We start from the raw sequence: 10,067 nt of genomic DNA on the forward strand, positions 1-10,067 counted from the left end.
AGTCTAATTAAAAACTTGACATTATTTTAATATTTTATTTTCTAAATTCTTATCAAGAAACACATTTTAATCATTTACAATAGTTAATTATTTAAAAATCAATGTATATTTGATTAGTTAAAACCTAACCAAATATGAAAAAACAACTACTATGGGCGTTCTTCGCCTTACTGGTAGCCCCAATTGCATTAATCGCACAAAATACCTACACCTGCGGCGAGACTTTTTATGATTCTGGTGGCCCCAATGGCGACTATGGATCGAATGAAAACAATATTACGATTATTGCCCCTACTTCACTTGGGCAAACCGTAATCTTGTCGCTTTCCTCCATCACCATTGCGCCTGGAGATGTGCTTACTGTTTACGATGGCCCCTCGCCAAATTATCCTATTCTGGGAGAAATTTCGGATGTCACCAATGAGCAATTTACATTTATTGCCAGTGATCCATCGGGAACATTAAGTATGCAATTAGTTTCCGATGCGACCGGCACGGCTTCAGGATGGATAGGTTTGGTGGAGTGTATGCAACCCAATTGTTTACCTCCCACACAAATTATACCCAACACTAGTGTGACCGGACAAGTCACGCTTTCATGGACAGACCCCAACAACAACGCGGGTCCATGGGAAGTATTAATTCTTCCAGCTGGTTCGGTTCCCAATCCGAATTCCCAAGGCGTTTTGGCAACTTCACCCACGTACTTGACAACGTTACAACCTGGAACATACAATGTTTTTATTCGAACGATATGTTCGGGTACTATGAGCGACTGGTCGGTTCCTATGACATTCGTTATCAACACTACACAACCCTGTGTATTGCCTACCAATTTTAGCGTTTCAACCATCACCTCAACAGGAGCTGCTTTTGCTTGGACAGCACAAGGAAGCGCCCTCCAATGGGAAGTGGTTGTTTTACCCCAAACAGCTGGATTACCAACAGCCAATACCACAGGAACCGTAATTTCTTTAAGTCCCTTTTTGGCTTCAGGATTAACACCCAACACGCAATATAATTTTTTCATCCGTTCGTTGTGCAGTAATGGAACCTCTGCTTGGTCTGCTGGAACGTACTTTCAAACCTCGCAATCGCCGGTAGTTTCTCCGAACTGTGGCGAGTTATTTGTAGACAACGGGGGAGCGAATGCCAATTACGCCAACAATTCCAACAATACTTATGTAATTTGTCCCACAACCTCAGGACAAGTTGTTACGGTAACCTTTACCGGTTTTGATATTGAAGCAACTTGGGATGGATTATACGTATATAACGGTAATTCAATAAACGCACCTCAGATTTCAAGCGGAAACAACGGGAACAGCATCCCTGGAGGACTTCCGGGAGCATTCTGGGGAACAACGATACCAGGACCATTTAGCTCAACATCATCCGATGGATGCTTAACGTTCCGGTTTGTTAGTGATAATGTAGTAACACGATCCGGTTGGATTGCCAATGTCACTTGTGCTGCGGCTCCAACCTGTAGTGCCCCCACTGCAGTGACAGTGACAGGAATAACAAATTCCACTGCGCAAGTGAATTGGACAAATAATGCATCCAATACAACCCAATGGGAGGTGGTCGCTGTACCGTGCACCCTAACTGCACCAACGCCCAATTTTCCAACAACACTGGTAACAACCAACCCATTCATATTAACTGGCTTAACCGCTTCCACATGTTACAAAATATTTGTGAGAGCCGTTTGCAGCAGTACAGACGCTAGCGCTTGGACTGTATCTTCTAATTTTACAACATTAAATGCACCTGCTGTATGTGGCGGAGTTTTTACTGATACCGGTGGGCCCAATGCTAATTATGCAAATAATACCGATTCAACGACGACCATTTGCCCAACAAATGCAGGCGAAACCGTAACTGTAACTTTCACTTCGTTTGTCACTGAAACCAATTGGGATGCTTTATACGTCTTTGATGGAAATTCGATAACCGCACCCATGATTATGAGTGCAAATCCAGCTGGGAATGTACCTGGTGGTGTTCCTGGTGGTTTTTGGGGCACATTGACAGGAACCAACTTACCCGAATTTACATCATCTGCACCAGATGGTTGTTTAACCTTCCGTTTTCGAAGTGATGGCTCAGTAGTTGCAGCGGGCTGGACAGCAAATATAACCTGTGGTCCTGCACCAACTTGTATCCGTCCCAATTCGCTTGTAGCCTCATCGATCACTGCTACGAGTATAACCATCGGATGGACAGCCGCTTCACCAAATGATACCCAATGGGAAGTATTTGTTTTACCCTGTGGCTCTCCTATACCAACAATTTCATCAACGGGAGGAATCCTAACCACTACAAATCCTGTCGTCGTGAATGGCCTTATGCCCAACACTTGCTATGACGTTTTTGTTCGAACAATATGCTCTAGTACTGACATAAGCACTTGTAATTTTTTGCCCAATATTTCTACACCTATGGTTCCTCCTGCCTGTGGAGGCACATTTACAGATACGGGTGGACCTAATGCAAATTACCCCAACAATTCGAATCAAACATATGTCATTTGCCCAACTAATCCAGGAGAAATCGTTACTGTAACCTTTACGGCCTTTGCCATTGAATCCAATAACGACGGCTTGTATGTTTATAACGGAAACTCAGCTGCTGCACCAATGATAGCCAGTGCGAATCCTCCCGGAAATGTCCCCGGCGGATCAGCTGGAGGTTATTGGGGAACAACGACCCCTGGCCCATTTACCTCAAGTAGCCCAGACGGCTGTCTTACTTTTGTTTTTCGCAGTGGAACTACAACAGCTGCCGCGGGCTGGACTGCCAATGTAACTTGTGCGCAAGACGCTCCTAAAATATTGGTTATTGCATATGTTGACAGTAACACTAATGGCGTTCAAGATACAGGAGAAAGTACATTTCCCTTTGGAAATTTTGTGGTTCAACAGAACAACTCGGGTTCCGATATGATGGTCTATGCGCCTACCGGTATGTATTCCATTTACGATACGAATTCAAATAACACGTACGATATAAATTATCAAATCTTACCCGAATTTCAACTTTATTTTTCAAGTAACGGTTTTTCTGTTAATGATGTAAATATCCCAACCAATAGCGGTTCGCAAATTTTCTATTTCCCTATATCAAGCCTACAAAATTATAGTGATGTAGAAGTCAGTTTAAGTCCTTATGGTGCGCCACCAAGACCCGGACTGACGTACACGCAACGATTAACAATAAGAAACAATGGAGGAACAACAGCATCGGGAACTCTAACGTATGTTCGCCCTACTTTAGTTACTGGAGTAACTGTGAATCCTACTGGTGCCGTTACCAATCCTAATGGATTTACGTACAATTATACAAATTTACAACCAAATCAGAATATTACGTTATACCTTACCTTAACGGTACCTCCAGCACCAACCGTGAATTTAAATAATCTTCTTACCGCGACAGCGACACTTACGATAGCTAATGATATATATACTGCAAATAACTCCGCTAGTTTATCACAAATTGTAGTTAATTCTTGGGATCCAAATGATAAAATGGAAGCCCATGGAGATAAAATCCCAATTAGTGCTTTTACGCCTGACGATTATCTATTCTATACGATTCGTTTTCAAAATATGGGAACCGCGAATGCTATTGACGTTCGAATTGAAGACGATTTGAGTCCGCTCATTGATGAAGAAAGTATTCGAATGGTAAATTCAAGTCATAATTATGTCATGACCCGTGAAGGCAATCACATCGAGTGGAAATTTGAAAACATTCAATTAGTTCCCGAAATTGTGAGTCCAGAAGCGAGTCAAGGTTTTGTAACATTCCGAGTCAAACTCAATCCCGGCTTCCAAGTGGGAACCATAGTACCGAACACCGCTTCGATTTATTTTGATACCAATCCTGCGATTGTAACCAATACATGGAATACAAAATTTACAGCACCATTAGGTTTAAATGGACAAGAATACCTTGCTTTTGTGATGTATCCAAATCCCGCTTCGAATACGCTCACTTTTGAAGCAAACACCAATGGATCTACTTTGGAGGCTATTCGAATCTATGATGTATTGGGCAAAACCATGTTGTCATCCCAACACATCAATGCGGTACAACACAGTATGGATATTGCTACCTTACCGCAAGGCGTTTATTTTGTAGAAATTGAATCGGTTACTGGGCAACATTTTACCCAAAAACTGATTAAAAAATAATCAACCTCTCTTGACTGATAAAAAGCCGTTCTCATCGAACGGCTTTTTTTATCTATTTAACCACCAAATTGCTCCGTTGAGTAGCGTCGCAAATCCAACCCAAGCCAGATAAGGAATAAGTAAAAATCCAGCCCAGCGGTTTATCTTTTTAAATTGAATATACGTTTCATAAATCATCAACTCCAATAGGATGATTTCGAGCAAAGCCACAAGGGGATTCCACAACGAAAAAAACAAAAACGACCAAAGGGCATTTAATGCTAATTGTACCGTAAAAAAGAAAAGAGCGCGTTTGACTAGAGCCTCATTTTTCTCCATTTGTGACCAAACTAAACCAGCTGCAACACCCATTCCAAGGTATAAAAGAGTCCATACAGGAGCAAAAACCCAATTGGGCGGATTAAAGAAAGGCTTGTTTAACGTGGGATACCAGTCGGTAATTCCTTGTTTTGTGGCCATTCCCGAAAGGTAACCAACTACCAAACAAGTCATCACGGCGACACTGATGCGTAAAAATCGTTGCATATTCTTTTTTGTTACAAAGATAATAAAGCCGAATGTACCCCTGAATTTCTTTTTATCTTTGTGAAAAAATAGCGCATGCACACTACCACTGATTTTACGTTTAAAGGAAGTACTCTCGAATTAGGTAGCGGTTCTTTTCGATGGTCGGCACCCAGTAACATCGCTTTAGTTAAATACTGGGGGAAAAAAGAAAATCAAATCCCCGCCAACCCTTCCCTAAGTTTCACCTTGAATCAGTGTAAAACGATAACCCAATTGGATTTTAACCCCAAAGCATCAAAGGGAGCTATCACTTTTGAATTCAAGTTTGAAGGAGAACCCAAACCGTCGTTTCACCCTAAGATACAGCAGTTTTTTGAACGAATTCTCCCCTATTGCAATTATATTACCGATTTTCATTTTACAATAGACACCCAAAACACGTTTCCACATAGCTCGGGTATTGCTTCATCCGCTTCGGGTATGGCTGCGTTGGCCGTCAATATTATGAGTTTGGAACGGCTACTTCAGCCTGAAATGGAAGACAATTATTTTTGGGAAAAAGCCTCTTTTTTGGCGCGACTCGGTTCGGGAAGTGCGTGTCGAAGTTTAAAAGGGTCGATAGTCGTTTGGGGCGAACATGACCAAATCAAAGGAAGTACACCTGCGTATGGTGTTGCGTTTGAAGATCCCGTTCATCCTATTTTTCAAAATTATCAAGACACTATATTGCTTGTAGACAAGGGTGAAAAGCAGGTATCAAGCACCGTCGGTCACGATTTAATGCACGGACATCCCTTTGCCGCTGAACGATTTGCGCAAGCGCCACAAAATTTGAGTCTTCTTGTCGAAGCCCTAAAAACGGGAGATATGGAGGCCTTCATCCGTATTACCGAAAGTGAAGCCTTAACGTTACACGCTATGATGATGACGTCAACGCCCTACTTTATTTTAATGAAGCCCAATACCTTGGAAATCATAAATCGCATTTGGAGGTTTCGCCAAGCCACCTCTATTCCGGTGTGTTTCACGTTGGATGCAGGCGCTAATGTGCATGTTTTATATCCCGAAAACGATAAAGCTACTGTTTTACAATTTATTAAGAACGAATTAGTTGGCTATTGTCAAAAGGAACAGTATATTTGTGACGCTATTGGAAACGGTGCGCAAAATTTAACTCCGTAACTGAATTGTAAAGCTATGAAAGGACCCTTATTCTATTCTAAAATTTTATTGTTCGGTGAATATGGAATCATCAAAGACTCCAAAGGTTTATCGATTCCCTACAATTTTTACAATGGTGCCTTAAAAATTGAGGACAGCCCTTCACAAGAGGCCCAGCAATCAAATGCGAGTCTTCAAAAATTTGCAGACTATTTAAAGCAATTGCAACAAGAGCAACCTGAATTAGTACAATTTCAAATCGAAGCCTTACAAGCTGATATTGCTGTTGGAATGTATTTTGATTCCAGTATTCCACAAGGCTATGGAGTAGGCAGTAGCGGAGCATTAGTAGCTGCGATCTACGATAAATACGCCATAGAAAAAATTACAGTTCTAGAAAATCTTACCCGGGAAAAGTTGTTGCAACTCAAAACAATCTTTTCACAAATGGAATCTTTTTTCCACGGGAAGAGTTCGGGATTAGACCCTTTGAACAGCTATTTAAGCATCCCTATTTTAATCAATTCCAAAGATCATATTGAAGCGACAGGCATTCCTTCACAAAGCACAGAAGGCAAAGGAGCTGTTTTCCTTTTAGATTCTGGAATTGTAGGTGAAACGGCTCCTATGGTCAATATTTTTATGGAAAGCTTAAAAGACCAAGGTTTTCGTAAAATGCTAAAAAATCAGTTCGTGAAACACACGGATGCTTGTGTAGAAAACTTTTTAGGCGGCGATTTCAAATCGTTGTTTACCAATACGAAGAAATTATCTAATGTCGTTCTAGACCATTTCAAACCCATGATTCCAGAAGAATTTCATGGTATTTGGCGCAAAGGTTTAGAAACAGATGATTACTACTTAAAACTTTGTGGTTCAGGCGGTGGCGGCTATATTTTGGGCTTTACACAAGATTTAGAAAAAGCACAACAGTCCCTCAAAGATTACAAAATTGAAGTAGTGTATCAATTTTAAGGGATATGGTCCGTCGACAAACTAAACTTACGATGATGAAAATCATCAGTATGTTTTCTGTAGTTCGCGGATACAATATTCCTGTTGTTGTTTTAGCACAATACCTTTCAGCCATTTTCATTTTTGCCCCCGAAAAACGTGCCTTGCATGTTCTGTTGGATGCAAATTTGTTTGTTATTATTTTAGCCTCTGCGCTAACAATTGCTTCGGGTTATATTATTAATAATTTTTACGATAGCAATAAAGATTTAATCAACCGACCACAAAAATCAAAGCTGGACCGCTTGGTGAGTCAAAAAACAAAGCTGAATGTATATTTTAGCTTAAACTTTTTTGTGGCACTCATTGCTTTTTTTGTATCCTTTCGAGCAGTACTCTTCTTTTCGGGATATATTTTTCTTATTTGGCTGTATTCCCACAAGCTCAAGCGGTTGGCGATCATTGGAAATTTAACGGCGGCTATTTTGGCCATTCTACCCTTTTTTGCCATTTTACTCTACTACAAAAATTTCTATCCCGAAATTGTGGCCCATGCCTCATTTCTGGGAATACTCATTTTAATCCGAGAGATTATTAAAGATCTGGAAAACATCCAAGGTGACTTAGCCAATGGATATCAAACGATACCGGTAAAATATGGGGAGAAAATTGCCCATCAAGTTGTTATGGGACTCGTTGTATCTACTGTAATTCCGTTATTTTTTTTAATAGATGTCTATGACGTTGGGTTTATGGACTTTTACTTTTATGGTGCTGCATTGGCGCTTATTGCCTTTGCTCTGCGCATACCGCTGTCCCAACGAAAACAAGACTATTTAATTTTACACCTAATATTAAAGTTTTTGATCGTATTGGGCGTATTCAGTATTGTACTCATCAACCCTCGGGTACTTGAAAATGCGCGATTACTGTTGCCCAACTAAAGGTCTTCAGAATTGTTAAACCAGCCCGAATACATCACGTAATTATTGGATATGCGTTCGATTTCTCCTGCAAACTCAGAAGCATTGAGTTCTTTGACCTTTTTGGCTGGGACTCCCGCATAAATTGTACCCGATTCGACCACGGAATTCTGAGTAAGTACCGAACCTGCAGCAATAATCGAATTGGACTTTACTACGCATCCATCCATGACAATGGCACCCATTCCTATCAGCACATTATCTTCAATTGTACAACCGTGTACAATTGCGTTATGTCCAATCGAAACGTTATTTCCTATTGTTGTTTTGTGCTTTTGATAGGTGGCATGAATGACCGCACCATCTTGAATATTTACTTTATTTCCGATAGTAATCGAATGCACATCTCCACGTATTACGGCATTAAACCATACGCTGCATGAAGCTCCTAAAGTGACTTCTCCTACAATTGTTGCATTTTCTGCAATATAACAATCTTCTGGAATTACGGGATATTTTCCTCGAATCGCTTTTATAATTTTCATAAAAAAAGAATCCCGACGAATCGGGATGTTTATGGTAAAATAATTAGTTAACTGCTGGGCAGTTACAGTGGTATTTTTCAGGTTTACAGAACAAATTAACACCTAAAGTAATTTGGTGAAAACCACCGTTGTCAAAGCGTATATTGCCCAATAAATGCGAGTATGTATAGGACAACATAAAGTTTTTATAATTAACTCCCACAATCGGAGTAATGTATTGTAACTGTTGGTCATTTACTACTAAACTAGAATTGATTCCTTCAATGTATTCAGCACCATCCAAACTTCTACGGTAGGAAAGTCCGCCCCATAATTTACCAAATTCCAAATTTTTGTACGCTTTGATATTCAAATCCAATGTAGTTTCTTTGGTTTGAAAAACGTGTTGCAACATAAATGAAGGCTCCCACTGAATAGTCTCTGAATCGCCAAAGGTGTATCCCATATTGAAGATTAATCGACGTAAGTTGGTAGGCTCACGATCAGTATACAATCTTCGGTTACTGGCTACTGCATTCTTAACGGTTAAATGGGCGTAAAAATCTAAGAAATTGTAAGAAGCTCCAATATCTACATTGAAATAAGAAGCTTTTTGTACAATAGTTCCATCAATTATAGGGTCATACGTGGGATTATTTTCTAAAAACGAGGTCTCATCCAACAAACTTTGAGCAAAACCCGCATTGATACCGAATGACAACTGATTCAAATCCACATTGTCTCTCGAAAACATTATGTGATGCGCGTAAGCCACACGAAACCCTTTTTGTGAATGGTACCCGTTACGATCATTGATCAAAATAATACCCATACCGTCGCTATCAGACAAACTTCCGTTAAAACTTAAGGTTTGTAACGCAGGGGCATCTTCTTGTCCAAACCATTGTTGGCGACCTGTCATTCGTAATTTAGCACAATTTGCAGCCCCCGCCATAGATGGGTGCAACAAAAAATAGTTGTCAGAGAGATAATCGGAATACACCGGTAAAATTTCCTGAGCACTAGTAGATTTTGCAATTAATAGTCCTATTACAAGGAGCAATTGTCTCAATTTCATTGTATTATCGTTTTAATGAGAAATGGGATTTAAATTCTTTCGCGATATCCCCTTCAAAGTACTCCACTAAGAACCAGTAGTCGGTGGCAGGCATCAAGGCACCGTTGTAGGTACCATCCCATCCTGCTGCCGTGGGACTGATTTGCTTTAAGAGTTTACCTTGGCGGTCAAATATATAAATTTTTGCGTTTATTTGACTACTTAATCCTACAATATTCCACGTTTCGTTGATATCATCGCCGTTGGGCGTGAAATAATGCGGATAGTCAATAATAGACACCCCAGTTAAAATCAGCGGGTCACAACTGTTGGCCAAACCACCCTCGGTATCCCATACGGTGATGGTATGCTCACCCATCGGAACATCGGTAAATACTGGGGAATCCTGACGCGGTCCGTCGTCCAAACTGTATTGATACATGCCGTAGCCATCCACAGTTACCGTTATCGTTTGTAAGTCAGAGAACGCATTAGAAACGGTATAGCCTATCTGCCCCGCAGGAACTACCGCCTGCCCCGACTGAATCACATCAAAGCTCGCCGAAGCTTGGCTACAACCCAAAGCACTCGTGCTGGTCATTACCACAACATACGTGCGTGTATTCCCATCCGGGTGGGCAGTGTCAACCGTATAGCTTGGCCCTGAGGCAATAGCATTCACTAAATCGGGACTCAAATACCAAGCATAGGTATAACTTCCCGGTACGTCATTATCCAC

Annotated in this window: 8 protein-coding genes; 4 read left to right on the forward strand and 4 right to left on the reverse strand. The window is 40.8% G+C overall.

Going from position 1 to position 10,067, the window contains the following annotated elements; all coding sequences use genetic code 11:
- Positions 1-134 precede the first annotated feature (134 nt).
- Positions 135-4,202, forward strand: coding sequence for a DUF7619 domain-containing protein (locus ABWO12_RS07940; protein ID WP_353088230.1), 4,068 nt, complete (start codon positions 135-137; stop codon positions 4,200-4,202).
- A 48-nt stretch (positions 4,203-4,250) separates the two neighbouring features.
- Here the strand turns inward: ABWO12_RS07940 and ABWO12_RS07945 are convergent, their stop codons facing one another.
- Entirely contained in the window at positions 4,251-4,727 is a 477-nt protein-coding gene (locus tag ABWO12_RS07945) for a TspO/MBR family protein (RefSeq protein WP_073361637.1), read from the reverse strand.
- Positions 4,728-4,802: 75 nt separating this feature from the next.
- On the opposite strand from ABWO12_RS07945, the gene ABWO12_RS07950 reads away from it, so the two are divergent.
- From ABWO12_RS07950 to ABWO12_RS07960, 3 genes are read left to right on the forward strand one after another with little or no spacing between them, the layout of a single operon-like run.
- On the forward strand, positions 4,803-5,891 hold the full coding sequence (locus tag ABWO12_RS07950) for a diphosphomevalonate decarboxylase (protein ID WP_353088232.1): 1,089 nt from the start codon (positions 4,803-4,805) through the stop codon (positions 5,889-5,891).
- A gap of 15 nt (positions 5,892-5,906) precedes the next feature.
- Positions 5,907-6,845, forward strand: a complete 939-nt coding sequence (locus tag ABWO12_RS07955; protein ID WP_353088234.1) for a mevalonate kinase family protein — start codon at positions 5,907-5,909, stop codon at positions 6,843-6,845.
- Positions 6,846-6,850: 5 nt separating this feature from the next.
- Entirely contained in the window at positions 6,851-7,768 is a 918-nt protein-coding gene (locus tag ABWO12_RS07960) for a geranylgeranylglycerol-phosphate geranylgeranyltransferase (protein ID WP_287785591.1), read from the forward strand.
- On the opposite strand, the gene ABWO12_RS07965 is transcribed toward ABWO12_RS07960, so the two are convergent.
- The 3 genes from ABWO12_RS07965 to ABWO12_RS07975 form a co-directional block, all read right to left on the reverse strand.
- Positions 7,765-8,292 (reverse strand): gamma carbonic anhydrase family protein, encoded by a 528-nt coding sequence (locus tag ABWO12_RS07965; RefSeq protein ID WP_353088236.1) that lies wholly within the window; start codon positions 8,290-8,292, stop codon positions 7,765-7,767. The two genes, ABWO12_RS07960 and ABWO12_RS07965, sit on opposite strands and share 4 nt — an antisense overlap.
- Positions 8,293-8,335: 43 nt before the next feature.
- Positions 8,336-9,349, reverse strand: a complete 1,014-nt coding sequence (locus ABWO12_RS07970; protein ID WP_353088239.1) for a PorP/SprF family type IX secretion system membrane protein — start codon at positions 9,347-9,349, stop codon at positions 8,336-8,338.
- A 4-nt stretch (positions 9,350-9,353) separates the two neighbouring features.
- Positions 9,354-10,067: T9SS type B sorting domain-containing protein (locus tag ABWO12_RS07975; protein WP_353088240.1), on the reverse strand; the 714-nt coding region annotated here is incomplete at its 5' end.

The organism is Flavobacterium sp. (assembly GCF_040379285.1).
Taxonomy (GTDB): Bacteria; Bacteroidota; Bacteroidia; order Flavobacteriales; family Flavobacteriaceae; genus Flavobacterium.